The 16,618-nt window shown below is 72.3% G+C and carries 16 protein-coding genes; 6 read left to right on the top strand and 10 right to left on the bottom strand.

Going from position 1 to position 16,618, the window contains the following annotated elements; all coding sequences use genetic code 11:
• Nucleotides 1-19 precede the first annotated feature (19 nt).
• Nucleotides 20-502, top strand: a complete 483-nt coding sequence (locus tag G408_RS0102005; RefSeq protein ID WP_028769728.1) for a transcriptional repressor — start codon at nucleotides 20-22, stop codon at nucleotides 500-502.
• Nucleotides 499-1,725, top strand: coding sequence for a succinylglutamate desuccinylase/aspartoacylase family protein (locus G408_RS12680; RefSeq protein WP_051282503.1), 1,227 nt, complete (start codon nucleotides 499-501; stop codon nucleotides 1,723-1,725). Before G408_RS0102005 ends, G408_RS12680 begins: the two co-directional genes overlap by 4 nt.
• Before the next feature lie 22 nt (nucleotides 1,726-1,747).
• On the opposite strand, the gene G408_RS0101995 is transcribed toward G408_RS12680, so the two are convergent.
• Nucleotides 1,748-3,736, bottom strand: coding sequence for a TonB-dependent receptor (locus tag G408_RS0101995; protein ID WP_051282502.1), 1,989 nt, complete (start codon nucleotides 3,734-3,736; stop codon nucleotides 1,748-1,750).
• 77 nt (nucleotides 3,737-3,813) lie between these two features.
• Between G408_RS0101995 and G408_RS12675 the strand changes: the two genes are divergently transcribed.
• Together G408_RS12675 and G408_RS0101985 are read left to right on the top strand one after the other, a co-directional pair.
• Entirely contained in the window at nucleotides 3,814-4,293 is a 480-nt protein-coding gene (locus tag G408_RS12675) for a MerC domain-containing protein (RefSeq protein ID WP_084628016.1), read from the top strand.
• The gene (locus tag G408_RS0101985) at nucleotides 4,286-4,465 is read left to right on the top strand and encodes a 30S ribosomal protein THX (protein WP_028769726.1); all 180 of its coding nucleotides are present in this window, start codon (nucleotides 4,286-4,288) and stop codon (nucleotides 4,463-4,465) included. Before G408_RS12675 ends, G408_RS0101985 begins: the two co-directional genes overlap by 8 nt.
• Nucleotides 4,466-4,532: 67 nt before the next feature.
• Here G408_RS0101985 and hutI read toward each other — a convergent pair whose 3' ends face one another.
• Nucleotides 4,533-5,747: an imidazolonepropionase gene (gene hutI / locus G408_RS0101980; protein WP_028769725.1), complete on the bottom strand. Its 1,215-nt coding sequence runs from the start codon at nucleotides 5,745-5,747 to the stop codon at nucleotides 4,533-4,535.
• A 78-nt stretch (nucleotides 5,748-5,825) separates the two neighbouring features.
• Between hutI and G408_RS12670 the strand changes: the two genes are divergently transcribed.
• Nucleotides 5,826-7,070 (top strand): formimidoylglutamate deiminase, encoded by a 1,245-nt coding sequence (locus G408_RS12670; protein WP_051282501.1) that lies wholly within the window; start codon nucleotides 5,826-5,828, stop codon nucleotides 7,068-7,070.
• Here the strand turns inward: G408_RS12670 and G408_RS0101970 are convergent.
• The 8 genes from G408_RS0101970 to mbhE all read right to left on the bottom strand — a co-directional run bounded on the left by G408_RS0101970 (nucleotide 7,037) and on the right by mbhE (nucleotide 13,735).
• Nucleotides 7,037-8,158, bottom strand: a complete 1,122-nt coding sequence (locus G408_RS0101970; RefSeq protein WP_028769724.1) for a homoserine dehydrogenase family protein — start codon at nucleotides 8,156-8,158, stop codon at nucleotides 7,037-7,039. The genes G408_RS12670 and G408_RS0101970 overlap by 34 nt on opposite strands.
• Before the next feature lie 127 nt (nucleotides 8,159-8,285).
• Complete coding sequence (locus G408_RS0101965) at nucleotides 8,286-8,597, bottom strand: cation:proton antiporter (protein WP_028769723.1); 312 nt, start codon at nucleotides 8,595-8,597, stop codon at nucleotides 8,286-8,288.
• Complete coding sequence (locus G408_RS0101960; protein WP_037411760.1) at nucleotides 8,594-8,869, bottom strand: MrpF/PhaF family protein; 276 nt, start codon at nucleotides 8,867-8,869, stop codon at nucleotides 8,594-8,596. Before G408_RS0101960 ends, G408_RS0101965 begins: the two co-directional genes overlap by 4 nt.
• The gene (locus G408_RS12665) at nucleotides 8,862-9,203 is read right to left on the bottom strand and encodes a Na+/H+ antiporter subunit E (RefSeq protein ID WP_051282500.1); all 342 of its coding nucleotides are present in this window, start codon (nucleotides 9,201-9,203) and stop codon (nucleotides 8,862-8,864) included. Before G408_RS12665 ends, G408_RS0101960 begins: the two co-directional genes overlap by 8 nt.
• Entirely contained in the window at nucleotides 9,200-10,651 is a 1,452-nt protein-coding gene (locus G408_RS12660) for a complex I subunit 5 family protein (protein ID WP_051282499.1), read from the bottom strand. Before G408_RS12660 ends, G408_RS12665 begins: the two co-directional genes overlap by 4 nt.
• Nucleotides 10,648-11,037, bottom strand: a complete 390-nt coding sequence (locus tag G408_RS0101945; RefSeq protein WP_028769721.1) for a sodium:proton antiporter — start codon at nucleotides 11,035-11,037, stop codon at nucleotides 10,648-10,650. The genes G408_RS12660 and G408_RS0101945 overlap by 4 nt, the downstream gene beginning before the upstream one ends.
• On the bottom strand, nucleotides 11,034-11,453 hold the full coding sequence (locus G408_RS0101940; protein ID WP_037411758.1) for an MnhB domain-containing protein: 420 nt from the start codon (nucleotides 11,451-11,453) through the stop codon (nucleotides 11,034-11,036). Before G408_RS0101940 ends, G408_RS0101945 begins: the two co-directional genes overlap by 4 nt.
• On the bottom strand, nucleotides 11,450-13,735 hold the full coding sequence (mbhE, locus tag G408_RS12655; RefSeq protein ID WP_037411756.1) for a hydrogen gas-evolving membrane-bound hydrogenase subunit E: 2,286 nt from the start codon (nucleotides 13,733-13,735) through the stop codon (nucleotides 11,450-11,452). The genes G408_RS0101940 and mbhE overlap by 4 nt, the downstream gene beginning before the upstream one ends.
• 95 nt (nucleotides 13,736-13,830) lie before the next feature.
• On the opposite strand from mbhE, the gene G408_RS12650 reads away from it, so the two are divergent.
• On the top strand, nucleotides 13,831-16,617 hold the full coding sequence (locus G408_RS12650) for a monovalent cation/H+ antiporter subunit A (protein WP_156890026.1): 2,787 nt from the start codon (nucleotides 13,831-13,833) through the stop codon (nucleotides 16,615-16,617).
• Nucleotide 16,618: the final 1 nt, after the last annotated feature.

The raw sequence follows: 16,618 nt of genomic DNA, 5'->3' as shown, positions 1-16,618 counted from the left end.
CCGCGCTAGGCTGGAGGCCATGGCCAAGGACCGCTGCGCCCACCCCGAGCTGCATGCCCACGGCGCCGCCGCCTACGTGCGGGCGGTGGAGGCCGCCTGCCGCGAGCGCCGGCTGAATCTCACGCCGATCCGCGCCGAGGCCCTGCGCCGCATCGCCGAGGCCGGCAAGCCGGTGAAGGCCTACGAACTGCTGGAGCTGATGCGCGGCGGGCCCGGGGCCTCGGCCCCGCCAACGGTCTACCGGGCCCTCGAGTTCCTGCTCAGCCACGGCTTCATCCACCGGCTCGCCTCGATCAACGCTTTCCTCGCCTGCCACCACCCGGCCGCCGGCCACGTGGTGCCGATCCTGATCTGCGAACGCTGCGAGCAGGCCCAGGAGCTGGAGGACGAGAGCCTGGCCGCTGGCCTCCGGGCCATGGCCGAGGCACAGGGCTTCCAGCCGCGCTCGGCCTACCTCGAGATGCTGGGCGTCTGCGCCCGCTGCGCCGGGGGGGCGGCATGAGGCGGCACCGCCTCGCCCTGGCGCTGCTGGCCCTGCTGGCCGGCAGTGCCGTAGCCCAGGACTTCCCGGTCGATCCGCCGCGCCGCGCCACCTCCGTGGGCCAGACGCCACCGCCCCTGCTCGCCCTGCCGGCGGGCGAGCCGCCCGCCGCCGAGCTGATCACGCCCTTCCAGCTGCTCGACCACTTCGTACTGCCGGGCACCCGCCAGCGCCTGCAGTGGCGCCCGCCCGACGGCCTCGCCCGCGGCGAGATCCCGAGCCCCATCATCGTTGCCCATGGCGCCCTGCCGGGGCCGGTGCTCTGCCTGGTGGCCGGCATCCATGGCGACGAGCTCAACGGCATCGAGGTGGTGCGGCGCATCGCCGAGGAGGTCGATCCGACCCGCCTCGAGGGCACGCTGGTGGCCGCGCCCATCGTCAACGTCTTCGGCTTCAGCCGCGGCAGCCGCTACCTGCCCGACCGCCGCGACCTCAACCGCCATTTCCCGGGCAGCCGCAGCGGCAGCATCGCCTCGCGCATGGCGCATGGCTTCTTCAACGACATCGTGCGTCGCTGCGATGCCGTGGTGGATTTCCACACCGGCTCCTTCCAGCGCGCCAACCTGCCGCAGGTGCGCGCCGATCTCTCGAACCCGGACGTGCTGGAGTTCACCCGCGGCTTCGGCGGTGCCCTGGTGCTGCACAGTCAGGGCTCGCGCGGCATGCTGCGCCTCGCCGCCGTGGCGGCCGGCATCCCCGCCGTCACCTTCGAGGTAGGCGGGCCACAGTTCCTCGAGGAAGAACACATCGCCGCGGCGGCCGAGACCATCCGCGCCCTGATGCATGCCATGGGGCTCTTGCCGCAGGAGGAACGCAACGGCAAGGCCACGCCGCCGCAGGCCATCTACCAGGGCTCGCGCTGGGTGCGCACCAATGCCGGTGGTTTCTTCTTTGCCGAAGTGAAGCTGGGCGAGCGGGTGCGCCCGGGGCAGCGCCTCGGCTGGGTGGTCGATCCGCTCACCAATACGCGCACCGAAATCCTCTCGCCCTTCGACGGGCGGGTGATCGGCAAGGCGCTGGACCAGCAGGTGCTGCCGGGCTATGCCGCCTTCCACATCGGGCGGCACACCAGTGAACAGCAGGCTGCCCTCGAGGCGGCGGAAGGAGCGGGCACGGCCGAGTCGGACGAGGAGGAAGATCCCGCCGACCGGCCGGCCGCCGACGCCGACCCCGAACGCGAGTAAGGGGCCGGCGGGGCGCTGCGCGTCAGAAGAAGACGCGCAGGCCGGCGGTGAGATTGCGGCCCATCAGCGGGGCCACGTCCTTCAGGAACGAGGTGTGCAGCCGGGCCTCGCGGTCGGTGAGGTTGCTGCCCTTGAGGTAGGCTTCCCAGCCGAAGGTGCGGGTGTCCCAGTGGTAGCTGAGCTGGGCGTTCACGAGGGTGAAACCGTCGGTGGGATCCTCGCCCGCGGCCACGCGATCCTGCTCGCGGTAGTGCACCGCGCCGAGGCCGGCACGCCAGGCGTCCAGCGCCCAGCCCAGCTCGGCGCCGAAGCGGCCCGGGGCGACGCGCGGCAGGTTGCCGCCGTCCTCGAGCCTCCCGCGCACGCCGTCGGCAAAGCCGCGCAGGGTCCAGGTGCCATTGGCCCCCTCGGCCAGGGTGGCGGTGGCCTCCAGCTCCCAGCCGGTGAAGCGGGCGTCGTCCTGCACCCACAGGCGCACCGGCAGCTCGTCGATCTCGAGGCCGGTGTCGGCCAGGTAGATGAAGTCCTTGAAGCGGGTCTGGTAGACCGCGGCGCGGGCGCGCAGACGCTCGGTATGCCAGTGGGCGCCCAGCTCGGCGCGGCGGGCCGTCTCCTCGTCCAGCCACGGGTCGCCGATCTCGTAGGTCGAGGTGGCGAGGTGGGCGCCTTCCGCATACAGCTCCTCGGCCGAGGGTGCGCGCTCGGCGCGGTCGAGGTTCAGGGTGAAATGCCAAGCCTCGACCGGGGCCCAGCGCAGGCCGAGCGAGCCGCTGTTGGTGCGGAAGTCGCGGGCGGCGAGGCCATCGGTCATCTTCACGTCGATGCGATCGTGGCGGGCGCCGAGCTCGAGCTTGAAGTCGCCGAAGCTGCGCTCCTGCAGCAGGAACAGGCCGCGGTCGCGGGTGAGGGTGGAGGGCACGTAGGCCTCGTCGCCGTCAGCCACGAAGTCGCGCTCGCCATACTGCAGGCCGAAGGCGCCGTTCCAGCCGGCGAACTCCTTCTGCACCGCCTCGAGGCGCAGTTCCAGCGCATCGTTGAGGAAGCGGGTGGCGATCTCGTTCTCCTCGATTTCGGTGTGGCGGTAATCGTTGAAGGCGCCGCGCAGGCTCAGCTGCTGGAATGGCCCGAGGTCGTTCATGCCGAGGCGGAAGTCGCTGCGGGTCTGGTCGAGCTTGATCAGCACCGCTTCCTCGTGGTCGTGGCCGTGGCCGCCTTCATGGCCATGGCCGGGCACGCCGTAGTCGGTCTCGAAGGAGGACAGCGAGGCGCCCCAGAAGAAGCGCTCGCCGAGGAAGGACAGGCCACCGGCGGCGGCGCGGGTGCTGGTGGCGCTGCTCTCCAGCGTACCTTCTGGGGTCTCGATGTCGTCGGTCTCGCGCAGCAGGCCGTCGAGGTGCCAGGCGAAGGGGCCGCTGCCGCCGTCGAGGCGGAACAGGCCGGCGGATTCGTTGTTGGCGCTGCCGGCGCGCAGTTCGGCGCGGCCGGAGATGAAGCGCTCGGCGCGCTCGGTGGGCAGGCGGCGGTCGACCACGTTCACCGCGCCGCCGATCGCGCCATTGCCGAAGAACAGGTTGGCCGGGCCTTTCAGCACCTCGATGCCGTCGGCGAGGAAGGGCTCGATCGAGACCGCATGGTCGGCGCTTACCGTCGAGGCATCGAGGGCACCGAGGCCATTGGCCAGCACCTGCACGCGGGCGCCGTCGAGGCCGCGGATGATCGGGCGGCCCACGCCCGGGCCGAACCAGCTCGACTGCACGCCGGGTAGCGAGGCCACGGTCTCGCCCAGAGTGGCCTCCCGGCGCTCGTCCAGGGCGATGCCGGTGAGCACCTCGGCCGGGCGGGCCAGTTCGTCGAGCGCCGTCTTCAGCGGCGTGGCCGTGACCGTCACCTCGTCCAGAGTGCGGGCCTCCTCGCGGGCCTTGTGCGGATGGCCGTCGGCGGCGAGGGCCGGCTGGACGAGGGCGGCGAGGATGCCGAGGGCGAGGGCATTGCGGGTCAGCGGTCGGGACATGGACTCCACCGTGGGTTGGGGAACGAAGCCTGACATGTTATAGTGTTTCGCCTCTGCTTCAAGACCGGCCCTCTGCCATGGCGCATGCCGCCCCCGATCCCCATTCCCCCGTCGAACGCCGCGGCCGCTGGTACGACCGCCTCGGCGCCTTCGTCGCCACCCTCTGCGCGATCCACTGCGCCGGCCTGCCTTTCGTGATGGCCCTGCTGCCGGCCCTCGGCCTCGAGTTCCTCGCCAGCCACGCCTTCGAGGGCATCTTCTTCGTCTGGACCCTGGTGTTCGCCGTGCTCTCGGTGGGCCATAGCCTGCGCCAGCACGGCCGCTTCCATGCCTGGGGGCTGCTGCTCGCCGGCCTTGCCCTGCTGGGCCTGGAACGCCTGGTGCCGGCCATCCATGACAACGAGCTCCTGCATGCCCTGGTGATGACCGCCGCCGGCATCCTGGTGGCCTGGGCCCACCTGCGCAATCTGCGGCGTGCCCATCCGCCGGCCTGTGGTGTTAGACTCGCGCCCCTTTCCGATCCCTCGAATCAGCATCCAGGAGTGTCCCATGGGTAAGGGTGACCGCAAGACGGCCAAAGGCAAGCGCTACAACGCGTCCTACGGCAATGCGCGTCCGCGCAAGGCGCTGGCCGGCTCGGCCGTTGCGGGCAAGGCCGCCGCGCCGGCCAAGGCCGCGGTGAAGAAGGTCGCCGCCAAGAAGGCGCCGGCCAAGAAGGCCTCGGCCTGAGCCCGGCGGCGCCTTGGCGCCGCCCTCTGCTCCGAACCACGCCCCGCCCCGTGCGGGGCGTCGTCGTTCAGGGGCGCCCCGCCACCCGCCGCCCCTCCACCCAGACGCCCAAGGCCGCAGGGCCGCCCAGCCAGTAGGCGAGTTCGGCCGGGTGGCGCAGGGGCCAGAGGGCGAGGTCGGCGCGCAGGCCCGGGGCCAGCCGGCCGCGGTCGGCGAGGCCGAGCGCCTGCGCGGCGACGTGGGTGGCCCCGCGCAGGGCCTCTTCCGGGGTCAACTGGAAGTGGGTGCAAGCGAGCGACATCGCCAGCGTCAGCGATTGCAGGGGCGAAGTGCCGGGATTGAGATCCGTGCTCACCGCCATCGGTACGCCGAGGCGGCGGCAGGCCTCGATCGGCGGGCGCCGGGTCTCGCGCAGCACGTGGAAGCTGCCGGGCAGCAGCACGGCCACCGTGCCGGCCCGGGCCATGGCGGCCACGGCGGCCTCGTCGGTGTATTCCAGATGGTCGGCAGAAAGACCTCGGTACTCGGCCACCAGGGCTGCGGCGCCGGAGTCGGAGAGCTGGTCGGCGTGCAGTTTCACCGGCAGGCCGAGGGCGCGGGCGGCCTCGAACATGCGCCGGGTCTGCGCCGGGCTGAAGGCGATGCGCTCGCAGAAGGCGTCCACGGCGTCCACCAGCCCCTCGGCGTGCAGGCCAGGCAGCCAGGCGCAGGCGGCGTCCAGATAGTCGTCGGGGCGGCCGGCGTACTCGGGGGGCAGGGCGTGGGCGGCGAGATAGGTGGTGCGCACCGACAGGCCCAGCCGTTCGCCGAGGCGGCGCGCCACGCGCAGCATCTTCGCCTCGCTGCCGGCATCGAGGCCGTAGCCGGACTTGATCTCGACCGTGGTGCAGCCCCCGGCCAGCAGGGCCTGGGCGCGCGGCAGCGATTCTTCGAGCAGCCGGGCCTCGTCGGCCTCGCGGGTGGCGCGCACGGTGGAGAGGATGCCGCCGCCGGCGCGGGCGATGGCCTCGTAACTCACCCCCTGCAGGCGCTGCTCGAACTCGCCGGCGCGGTTGCCGGCGAACACGAGGTGGGTGTGGCAGTCGACGAGGCCCGGGGTGAGCAGGGCACCGCCGCCGTCCACCCGCTCGAGGCCGGCGAAGGTGGCGGGGAGGGCCGCTTCCGCGCCACACCAGGCGATGCGGCCTTCGACGACGGCCAGTGCTCCCGCCTCGACGGGCTGCCAGCCCCCGGGGCCGTCGAGGCTGACGAGGCGGACGTGGTGCAGCAGGAAGGCGGCCATCGGTGTCACGGCAGGGAGCAGGCCCGCTAGCATAGCGGGCCCGTTCCGATCGCCGCCCGCGCGGCCCGACACCTGCCGATGAACCTTCCCCTCGCCCATGCCCAGGGCCCGCACTGGCGGGTGCCCGGCATCGCCAACCTGCATTCGCATGCCTTCCAGCGGGCGATGGCAGGGATGGCCGAGCGCCAGGGCAGCGAGGCCGACAGCTTCTGGACCTGGCGCGAGCTGATGTACCGCTTCGCCGCGGCACTGACGCCGGAGGATGTGCGCGCCATTGCCACCCAGCTCTATGTCGAGATGCTGGAGGCCGGCTACACCAGCGTCTGCGAGTTCCACTACCTGCACCATGGGCCCGAAGGACGCCCCTATGCCCCTCCCACGGCGATGGCCGAGGCGGTGCTGGAGGCGGCGCGGGAGACCGGCATCCGCCTCACCCTGCTGCCGGTGCTCTACCAGCGCGGCGGCTTCGATGGCCGGCCGCTGGCGCCGCGGCAGCAGCGCTTCTTCCACGACACCGGGGCCTTCCTGCGCCTGCTGGAAGCGCTCGAGGCCCATGCCTTCCCCGGCCTGCGCCTCGGTCTTGCCTTCCACAGCCTCAGGGCGGTGGACGTGGCGACGATGCGCGAGGTGCTGGCGGCCCGCGGCGCGGCCTCCGGCCCCATCCATCTCCACATCGCCGAGCAGCAGGCCGAGGTGGCGGACTGCCTTGCCCACCATGGGCGCCGCCCGGTGGCCTACCTGCTGGACGAACTGCCGGTGGATGCGTGCTGGACCCTGGTGCATGCCACCCACCTCGATGCCGAGGAAGTGCGTGGCCTCGCCGCCAGCGGCGCCACCGTGGCCCTGTGCCCGAGCACCGAAGGCAATCTCGGCGACGGCCTGTTCCCGCTGCGCGCCTTCCTCGCGGCCGGCGGGCGTTACGGCATCGGCTCGGACAGCCATGTCTCGGTCTCGCCGGTGGAGGACCTGCGCTGGCTGGAGTACGGCCAGCGCCTGCTCGAGCAGAAGCGCAACCGCGCGGTGATGGGGCCGGGCAGCACGGCCGCGGCCATGTTGCAGGCCGTGGCCGTCTCGGCCCCGGCGGCCACCGGCTTCGCTGCCGGGACCCTGGCCGAGGACTACCTGCTACTGGACGGCGAGGCCCCGGCCCTTGCCGCGGCCTCGGCGGAGGACGTGCCCGACCGCTGGCTGTTCTGCGGCAACCGGCCGCTGGTGCGCGAGGTCTGGGTGGCGGGGCGGCAGGTGGTGGCCGAGGGCCGGCACCCACTGCGCGAGCGCGCCGCCCGCGACTACGCCGCCACGCTGAAGCGCCTGCTGGCGTAGCGGCGGTCGCGCAGCTCGCTGGCGGCGGCGATCACGTCCCCGAGTACCCCAGCGGCGGTGATGGCCGGGCCGGCGCCGGGACCGCCGAGCCAGAGCGGGCGTTCCTGCTGCAGCTCGGTTTCGATGCGCACCAGGTTCTGCCCGGCGGGCAGGGCGGCGAAGGGGTGCTGGGCCGGCAGGCGGCGCAGGCCCACCCGGGCGCCGGCGCTCCCCACCTCGGCCAGCATCACGTAGCGCTCGCCGGCGGCGAGGGCCGCCTCGATCGCCGCGCGCCAGCGGCGGTCTTCGGCGGCGAGGAAGGCCGCTTCGTTGGTTTGCGGCGGGGGCGGGGCGCAGAAAGGCTCGACCTCGAGGGCCTCGTTCTCCAGCTCGAAACCCGCCACCCGGGCCAGCACCAGCAGTTTCCGGGCGAGGTCTTCGGCGCGCAGGTCCTCGAAGGGGTCGGGCTCGGTGTATCCGAGCCGCCGCGCCTCGGCGAGCGCGGCGGAGAAGGCCTCGCCGGCGTGCAGGCGCTCCAGCAGGAAGCTCAGCGAGCCGGAGAGCACGCCCTGCACCGAATGCACGCGCTCGCCGCGCAGCACGATCTCCTGCAGCGGGCCTAGGAGCGGAATGGCCGCGCCCACCGTGGTCTCGAAGCGGTAGGGGGCGCCCTGCGCCTGGGCCAGCTGGCGCAGCCGGCGGTAGAAGGCGAGCGGCCGGGCATTGGCGCGTTTGTTGGCGGTGGCGATCCCCACCCCGGCCGCCAGCCACTCCGGGTAGCGGTCGGCGATGGCCTCGGCGGCCGTGCAGTCCACCACCACGGTGGGCGTGGCCGCGGGCTCGCGCAGGCGGGCGAACAGGGCCTCGCGCTCCGCCTCGCCGTAGGGGCGCAGCCGCGCCTCGACCTCGGCCGGGGGCAGGCCCTCGAGGTCGAAGGCGAGCCCCCGGCGGTCGAAGGTGGCCAGCAGTCGCAGGTCGAGGCCGGCGCGGGCCCCGAGGGCCGCCTGCTGGGCCGCGAGCTGCTGGCGGAAGGCGCTGCCGACCTGGCCGCGGGTGCCGATCAGCACCAGGTCGATGCGCGCGGAAGACGAGGGGGGACAGGGGGGCATGATGGGCCTCGGATCAATAAATCGCTCAATCAAGATGAAGCGATATATTAATCCGGGGAAGTGAATTTTCGGCATGAGTGCGGCCTACGCGCCCTGCCGGGGCGCGCAGCACCGCCGATACCGTGGTTCAGTCGTAGCGCTTCAGCTGCTCGCGCCCCTCGCCCTCGAGGCGTTCCGGGGCGGCGGCGCGGGCCAGCATATGCGAGGCCACCGGCAGGGTGGCCATCAGCAGGCCCATGATGGCGAGGATGCGCCACCACCATTCGATGCTTGGGTTCCACAGGCCCACGGCCAGCAGCAGGAAACCCAGCGCCAGGGTGGCGGCCTTGGTGGCGGCGTGCTGGCGCGAGAGCGCATCGGGCAGGGTGAACAGGCCGAGCGCGGCCACTGCCAGCAGGCCAAGGCCGAGCAGCAGCGAGAGCGAGGCGAGCAGGCTCATCGGCCCCCTCCGGTGCGTTCCACCACCCGCGCCCAGACCACGGTGGCGACGAAGCCCACGAGGGCGAGGCCGAGCGCGATGTCGAGGAACAGCACGCGCCCGGTGGCGAGGGCCATGGCCGCGGTGAGGGCGAGGCTGGCCGAGAACACGATGTCGAGCGCCACCACCCGGTCGGCGGGAGTGGGCCCGCGCACCAGGCGCAGCAGGGCGAGCAGCAGGGCGAAGGCGCAGGCGGCGATGATCCAGAGCGGGGCGGTGCCGGCGTCAGGCATGGCGGTCCTCCGGGAACAGGGCCAGCAGCGGGCGTTCGAAATGGTGGCGGATGCCGGCGATGGCGGCTTCCGGGTCGCGGCCGTCGAGCATGTGCAGCAGGAGCTCGCGGCGGACGGGGTCGATGTCGAGGGTGGTGGTGCCCGGTGTGAGGCTGATCAGGCTGCCGAGGATGGCCGCGCCGCGCTCGTCCATCGGGCCGTAGCCCATGCGCACGAACACCGGCACCGGGCGGCGGCGGGGGCGGACGATCTGCCAGGCGGTGTCGAAGCCGGCGACCAGCACCTGCACGAGGAAGCGCAGCAGCAGCGCGAGGGCGATGGCGAGCCGCGTCATGGGCGCTCCTCCATGGCCGCGGCGGCGGCCTGGGCGATGGCATTGAGGCCATCGGGGGCGAAGCCGATCAGCAGGGTCAGGCCGGCCAGCACCGCCACCACCGCCACGGCAGTGCGGGGCAGGGGCGCGGTGGCCACCGCGCGGCCCTCGGGCGCCGGTTTCCAGAAGCCTTCCATCCAGACCTTCATCATCGAGTACAGGGTGAGGAAGCCCACCACCAGGGCCATCGCGCCCCAGAGGTAGTGCGCGCTGGCGAAGCTCTCGCGCACCACCATGAACTTCGCCCAGAAGCCGGAGAGCGGCGGGATGCCCACCAGCGACAGGGCTGGCACCAGGAACAGCAGGCCGAGCCAGGGGTGGGTCTTCCACAGGCCGCCGCTCTGGCGCAGGTCGAAGCTGCCGGTGAGACGGAACATCAGCGCGGCGATCAGGAACAGGTTCGCCTTCACGATGATGTGGTGGACGATGTAGAAGGTCGTGGCCGCCTTGCCCTCGCGGCTGTCGAGGGCGATGGCGAGCAGCATGTAGCCGATCTGGCTGATGATGTGGAAGGTGAGGATGCGGCGGATGTCCCAGTGGAAGGCCGCGCCCAGCACGCCCACCAGCATGGTGGCCATGGCCACGAGGCCAAGGCCCTCGAAGGCGATGGCGGGAAGATCGGGGATCACCTCGCCCCAGACCCTGAGCAGGGCGTACACGCCCACCTTGGTGAGCAGGCCGGCGAACAGCGCCAGCACCGGCGTGGGCAGCACGTGGTAGCTGGCGGGCAGCCAGCCGAACAGCGGGAAGGCGCCGGCCTTCAGCAGGAAGCCGAGGGCGAGGGCGAGGCCCAGCGCCAGCCGTTCGTTGGCCGGCAGCGCGGCCAGCGCCGGCTGCAGGGCGGCGAAGTTGAGGTGCCCGGTGCGGGCGTAGAGCCAGGCGATGGCGGCGAGGAAGAGCAGGGTGCCGAAGGCATTGAGCAGGAAATACTTGAAAGCCGCTTCCTGCGCCGCTGCGCCGCGCTGGTGGATGAACAGGCCCACCGCCGCCACCAGCATCACCTCGAACCAGACGTAGAGGTTGAACAGATCGCCGGTGAGGAAAGCGCCACACACGCCCGCCAGCAACAGGTGCAGCAGCGGGTGCAGGGTGTCGGTTTCCTCGGCGGCATCCACCCCGGCCCACTGGTAGCTGAGGCAGGCCGCGCCCATCAGGGCCGAGACCGCCACCATGGCCGCGCCGAGCGGGTCAGCGACGAAGACGATGGCGAAGGGCAGGGCCCAGTCGCCGAAGGCCATGCCGAGCGGCCCCTCGGCCATCACCCGCGCCAGCAGCACGAGGGCGGCCGCGAGCAGGGCGAAGGCGCCCACAAGGCTCACCGCCGGGGCGAAGCGGCGCGGCAGTACGCCGGCCAGGAGGCCGGTGCCGAGCGGCAGCAGCAGCGGAAGCACGACGAGGGCGGCGCTCATTCCGTTGCCTCCATCGGCAGCGGCTTGCCGTCGGCGCCGACGCCGGGCTCGGTGCGCGTGAGGGCATCCACGCCGTCGGCGCCGCTGTCCTCGCGCAGGGCCACGGCCAGCACCAGCGCGAGGCAGGTGAGGGCAAAGCCGATGACGATGGCGGTCAGCACCAGGGCCTGCGGCAGCGGGTTGGCCGCGGCCTCCAGTACCTCGGCGCCGGCCGGCACCAGCGGCGGGGACACCGGGCCGATGCGGCCGCTGGCGAACAGCAGCAGGTTCACCGCCGCCCCGAGCAGGGACAGCCCCACCACCGCGCGCAGCAGGTCACGCGAGAGCAGGAGATAGATGCCGGAGGCCACGAGGCTGGCGATGCCGAGCACGAGGAGCAGGCTCATGCCGTTTCCTCCTCGAGGCCGAGGGCCTTGGCGCAGATCGCGCCCAGACCGCCCCAGACGGCGAAGTACACGCCGATGTCGAACAGCAGCACGGTGGAGAGCTTCACGCCCAGCAGGTCTCCCCAGAGGTGGGTCATGTAGGGCTCGCCCAGCAGCAGCGCCGGCACGCCGCTCAGCAGCGAGAGCAGCACGCCGAGGCAGGCGAGGCGCAGGGGCGGCAGCGGCAGACCGCGCAGGGCTGCGTCGCCGCCGCGGGTGATGGCCACCAGCGAGGTGGCGGTGACCGCCACCATGCCGCCGATGAAGCCGCCGCCCGGATTGTTGTGGCCGCGCAGCAGCAGCCATACCGAAGCGAGCAGGATCACGGGGTGGAGCAGGCGGGTGGCCTGCACCAGCAGCACGCTCTGGCGTTTCATGCCCGGCCCTCCTTCCTGGCCCGCAGCAGCCGCATCAGCAGCGGCAACAGGGCGAGGGCGGCGGCGGCCACCACGGCGATCTCGCCCAGGGTGTCCACGGCGCGGAAGTCGACGAGGATGACGTTCACCACGTTCTGGCCATGGGCCTCGGGCACGCTGGTGCGGCCGAAGTACTCGGCCAGCGCGCCGTCCTGCGGCAGGGCGGTGGTGGCGAGCAGCAGCACCGCGCAGGCGGCGCCCGAGGCCAGGGCCACGGCGGCGCGCAGGGCGCGGCGCGGGGCCGGGGTGCTGGCCGGACGGCGGGCGCGGCTGAAGCGGATGATCAGCACCGAGGCGACGACGATGAAGGCCACTTCCACCGTGAACTGGGTGAGGGCCACGTCAGGCGCGCCGGCGAACAGGAACACCAGCGCCGAGGCCAGGCCGGAGAAACCGCTGCACAGCAGCAGGAGCAGGGGCGAGCGCGGCAGCAGCACCAGCAGCGAGACCACCACCAGCAGCAGGCCGCCCAGCGCGATGCCCGGATGCTCGCCCAGCAGCGGCAGGCCGGCGGGCAGGGCCGGTGAGACCAGCCAGGCCGCGAGCAGCAGCCCGGCAGCGCAGGCGGCCGCCGTCATCAGCAGGTAGTCGTCGAGGCGGCCATTCTGCACCCGGCGGGTGAGGGCGCCGGCGGCGGCGGGGATGGCGGCAAGGCCACGGGCATACCAGGCCGGCATCGACAGCGGCTCGAGTTTCGCGAACACCCGCTCCAGTACGTCGTGCAGCCGGTCCCAGGCGAGATAGAGGCCGATGCCCGCGGCCACGGCGAAGCCCACGGTGCCGAGCATGCTGGGCTCGAAGGCATCGCCGGCCTCGTCGCCGAAGCCCGGCGGGCGCATGGCCGCGGCGGCCGGATCGAGCAGCGGGGCCGCGAGCTGGTCGGGGAAGAGACCGAGCAGGATGCCCAGCGCGGCGGCGATGATCGGCGGCCAGCGCATGGTCCAGCCGGCCTCGTGGATCTCCGGGAAGGCATTCGCCGAGCGCTGGTGCCAGAACACCCGGTAGGCGGCCACGCCGGCCACCGCCACGGCGATCGCCGAGACGCCCACACTGCTGTAGCTCACCCAGGCCCAGGCCTCGCTCTCGAATTTCGCCGCCTTGATCAGGGTCTTGGCCGCGTAGCCGAGGGAGAAGGGCATGCCGGCCATCGAGGCGGCGGCGAGCAGGGCGGCGGCGGCGGTCCAGGGCATGCGCGGAGCAAGGCCGCAGACGCGGTCGATGTTGCGCGTGCCGGTGCAGTGGTCGACGTTGCCAGCCACGAAGAACAGCGGCGCCTTGTACAGGGCGTGGGCCAGCAGGAAGGCGGCCACCGCGCCGGCCGGCGCCGGCCCGGGCAGGCCGATCAGCATCACCAGGGTGCCGAGCGCGGAGACCGTGGACCAGGCCAGGATGCGTTTCAGGTCGCGCTCGCGTAGGGCCAGCACCATCGACCAGAAAGCGGTGATGGCGCCGACCACGATCAGCGGGTTGGTCCACCAGTCGCGGTCGCCCACGGTCGGGTCGAAGCGTGCCAGCAGGTACACGCCCAGCTTCACCATGGTGGCCGAGTGCAGGTAGGCCGAGACCGGGGTGGGGGCGGCCATGGCATTCGGCAGCCAGAAGTGGAAGGGCAGCTGCGCCGACTTGGTCGCGGCGCCAAGGCCCATCAGCAGGAAGGCCCAGGGCGTGAGTGGATGGTCCTGCCAGCCGGTGTCGCTGGCCAACAGGCCGCTGATCGAGTAGCTGCCGGCCACCTCGCCCAGCAGCACCACGCCGGCCAGCAGGGCAAGCCCGCCGCCGGCCGTCACCATCAGCGCCTGCTGCGCCGATTTCCGTGCCGATTCGTACTCGTGCTTGAAGCCCACCAGCAGGAAGGAGGCGAGGCTGGTCGCTTCCCAGAACACCAGCAGGAGCAGCAGGTGGTCGGCGCTCACGGTGCCGGCCATGGCCACCATGAACACCAGCAGGGTGGCGAACAGCCGGCCGCGCTGGGCCACGCCGGCCATATAGCCGGCGGCATAGACGAAGACCAGGGTGCCGATGCCGCCGATCAGGGCCAGCATCAGCAGGGCAAGACCGTCGATCCTGAAGGCGGCGGCCACGCCGAGTCCCGGGGCCCAGTCCCAGGTCCAGGCGAGTTCCTCGCCCACGACGAGCGAGCGCCAGAGCACGAAGACGAACAGGGCGAACGGCGCCGAGGCCGTAAGGATCCAGCGGCTGGTGGCGGCGGTGTGGGTGGGGGCGTGGGCGGTTACGGGCGTCATTCCCTGGCAGGGCCGATGGCTCAAACACCCGAGTATACCGATCGATGTGAAAGCGCCCGTGTTCGCGTTCACCTGGTCTCCATCCGCGGGGCATAATGCGCGACCTTCGGATGGTGGACCCGATGCTGAGCCTGATGCTCGCCGCGCCCTTCCTCGCGGCCTTCCTCCTCGTGCTGATGCCCGGTGCCGGGCGCGCCCGTTCGGCCCTGGTCGCCGGTGTCGGCGCCCTCGTGGGCCTGACCGCTCTGACCGCCCTGGCGCCGGCGGTGTTCGCCGGCGAGGTGCTGCGGACCAGCGTGGAATGGATGCCGCAGGTGGGGCTCGCGCTCTCGCTGCGGCTCGACGGGTTTGCCTGGATGTTCGCCCTGCTGGTTCTGGGCATCGGCGCGCTGGTGGTGCTCTACGCCCACTGGTACCTCGCCGAGGACGATCCGCCGCGGCGCTTCTTCGCCACGCTCTCGCTGTTCATGGGGGCGATGCTGGGCGTGGTGGTCTCCGGCAACCTGCTGCTGATGGTGGTGTTCTGGGAGCTCACCTCGATCGCCTCCTTCCTGCTGATCGGCTTCTGGAACGGCGAGCGTGATGCCCGCCGCGGCGCACGCATGGCGCTGGCCATCACCGGGGCCGGCGGACTGGCCCTGCTGGCCGGCGTGCTGATGCTGGGCCGCATCGCCGGCAGCTTCGAGCTGGACGTGGTGCTCGCCTCCGCTGAGCGCCTGCAGGCCCATCCGCTCTACCTGCCGGCCCTGGCCTGCGTGCTGCTCGGCGCCTTCACCAAGTCGGCGCAGTTCCCCTTCCACTTCTGGCTGCCGCATGCCATGGCGGCGCCCACGCCGGTCTCGGCCTACCTGCACTCGGCCACCATGGTGAAGTGCGGCGTGTTCCTGCTGGCGCGCCTGCACCCGGCGCTGGCCGGCAGCGAGGAATGGTTCCTGGTGGTGAGCGGCATCGGGCTCGCCACCCTGCTGGTGGGCAGCTTCCTCGCCATCTTCCAGCAGGACCTGAAGGGGCTGCTGGCCTACTCGACCATCAGCCACCTCGGCCTCATCACCCTGCTGTTCGGCATGGGCACGCCGATGGCCCTGGTGGCCGGCGTGTTCCACATCCTCAACCACGCCACTTTCAAGGCCAGCCTGTTCATGGCCGCCGGCATCATCGACCATGAGACCGGCACCCGCGATTTCCGCCGCCTGCACGGGCTGGCCAAGTACATGCCCATCACTGCCGCGCTCGCCGTGGTGGCCTCGCTGGCGATGGCCGGCGTGCCGCTGTTCAACGGCTTCCTCTCGAAGGAGATGTTCCTCACCGAGACCCTGAACGTGCCCCGGGTGGCGGGCCTGCACCTGCTGATCCCGGGGCTTTCGGTGCTGGCGGCGGCCTTCTCGGTGGCCTATTCGATCCGCTTCATCAAGGTGTTCTTCGGCGGCGAGCCGAAGTGCGAGGGCGGCATGCCGCACGAGCCGCCGCGTTTCATGCGCGTGCCGGTGGAAGTGCTGGTGCTGATCGTGCTGGCGGTGGGCCTGCTGCCCAACCTCACCATCGGCGAGCTGCTCGCCGTCGGCGCGGCCGGTGCGCTCGGCGCGCCGCTGCCCGAGTACCACCTCGCCATCTGGCATGGCTTCAACCTGCCTTTCGTGATGAGCCTGCTCGGCCTCGTCGGCGGCGCGGCGCTCTGGGCGGTCCTGCATCGCGCCGGCGCCCTGCACGAGGACCCGCGCGCCTCCTATGGCAGGCGCGGCTTCGATCGCTTCGTCGCGGCCCTGGTCGCGGTCTCCCGCGCCATCACCCGGCGTCTCGCCGTCGACCGCCTGCCGGCCTATCTCGGCTGGATGGTGCTGGTACTGATCGTGGCCGCCGCGGTGGCCTTTGCCGAAGGATCGCCGGCCGGCCCGCGCTCCGGCATCGAATCCACGCCCACCGGCATCGTGCTCTGGGCGATCGGCCTCGCCGCCGCCCTGGCCGTGGCCGTGCGCTACCGGCAGCGCGTGTTCGCGGTGCTGGCCGCGGGCTTCGTCGGCCTCGTGGTCGCGCTCACCTTCCTCGTGCTCTCGGCGCCCGACCTCGCGCTCACCCAGCTGCTGGTGGAGGCGCTCTCCCTGCTGCTCCTGCTGCTGGCCCTGCGCTACCTGCCGCAGGAGGCGCCGCCCGAGCGGCGCCCCCTGCGCGCCGCCTGGCATGGCCTGCTGGCCGTGGGCTCAGGCCTCGGGGTGGGGGCGCTCGCCTACGCCCTGCTCACCCGGCCCAGCACCAGCATCTCGGAGTACTACCTGCGCACCGCGGTGCCGGAGGGCGGCGGCACCAACGTGGTCAACGTCATCCTCGTCGACTACCGCGCCCTCGATACCCTGGGCGAGATCAGCGTGGTCGGCATCGTCGGCCTGATCGTGGCGGCCCTGCTGGCCCGCGCCCGGCCGCAGGCCCTGGCACCCGAGGGCAGGGGGCGGCGCCGGCCCACCCTGATGCTGCAGGTGGCGGCGCAGTGGCTGCTGCCGCTCGGCATGGTGGTGTCGGTGTACTTCTTCCTGCGTGGCCACAACGCCCCGGGCGGCGGCTTCATCGCCGCGCTGGCCCTGGTCTCGGCGCTCTACCTGCATACCGTGGGCCATGGCTCGGCGCAGGCGGAGAAGCATTTCCCGCTCGACTGGACCGCCTGGATCGGCTGGGGCCTGCTCCTTGCCATCGCCACCGGCCTCGGCGCCTTCGCCTTCGGCCATCCCTTCCTCACCAGCAGCACCCCTCACCTCACCCTGCCGCTGATCGGCGAGCTGCATCTCGCCAGCGCCATGGCCTTCGACACCGGGGTCTACCTCGTGGTCACCGGCTCGGTGATGCTCACCCTGGTGCTGCTCACGCGCCTGCTGCGCTCGGAGCCGAACGCATGAG

The sequence above is a fragment of the Silanimonas lenta DSM 16282 genome (assembly GCF_000429065.1).
GTDB classification, from domain to species: Bacteria; Pseudomonadota; Gammaproteobacteria; order Xanthomonadales; family Xanthomonadaceae; genus Silanimonas; species Silanimonas lenta.
The sequence above is the reverse complement of the archived record's forward strand: the minus strand, read 5'-3'. Positions and strand labels throughout refer to the sequence as shown.